The sequence below is a fragment of the Acinetobacter lactucae genome (genome assembly GCF_013344765.1).
GTDB lineage: Bacteria > Pseudomonadota > Gammaproteobacteria > Pseudomonadales > Moraxellaceae > Acinetobacter > Acinetobacter lactucae_A.
In genome coordinates this window covers 1-555 of record NZ_JABVBF010000406.1, presented here as the reverse complement: position 1 = coordinate 555, position 555 = coordinate 1, and the positions used below count along the sequence as shown (strand labels likewise).

General features: G+C 35.1%; 1 protein-coding gene. It reads left to right on the top strand.

All coding sequences use genetic code 11. The features are described 5' to 3' along the window. Positions 1 to 54: 54 nt before the first annotated feature. The coding region (locus HUN22_RS17585; protein ID WP_174732056.1) for a peptidylprolyl isomerase at positions 55 to 555 on the top strand (501 nt) is incomplete at its 3' end.

The window sequence follows — 555 nt, the reverse complement described above, 5'->3', positions numbered from 1 at the left end:
CATAGATGATTAAATTTATCCTTTATTAAGTTTTGCATTTTATTGTAGGAAGATATGAAAAAATTATTAATGTTATGTTGTTTAGGTATAAGCAGTCATTCAGTAATGGCTGATACTTTAGTTGAAATGCAAACGAATTTAGGCAACATTGAAATACAGCTTTATGATGATAAAGCACCAAATAGTGTGAAGAATTTTAAAGACTATATAAAGTCAGGCTTTTATAAAGATACGATATTTCATCGTGTAATTCCTGGTTTCATGGTGCAGGGCGGTGGACTTACTGCAAATATGCAGGAAAAGACTACGCGAGCACCTATCAAAAATGAAGCTGGGAATGGAATTGCTAACACACGCGGAACTTTGGCAATGGCCCGTACAGCAAATCCTGACTCAGCTACTAGTCAGTTTTTCATAAACGTTGTAGATAATAATTTCTTAAATCGTTCTGCGGGTAATCCTGGTTATGCAGTTTTTGGAAAAGTAATTAAAGGAATGGATGTGGTTGACCGTATTGTTCATGTCCCTACATCAAACTATGGCATGCATCAAAAC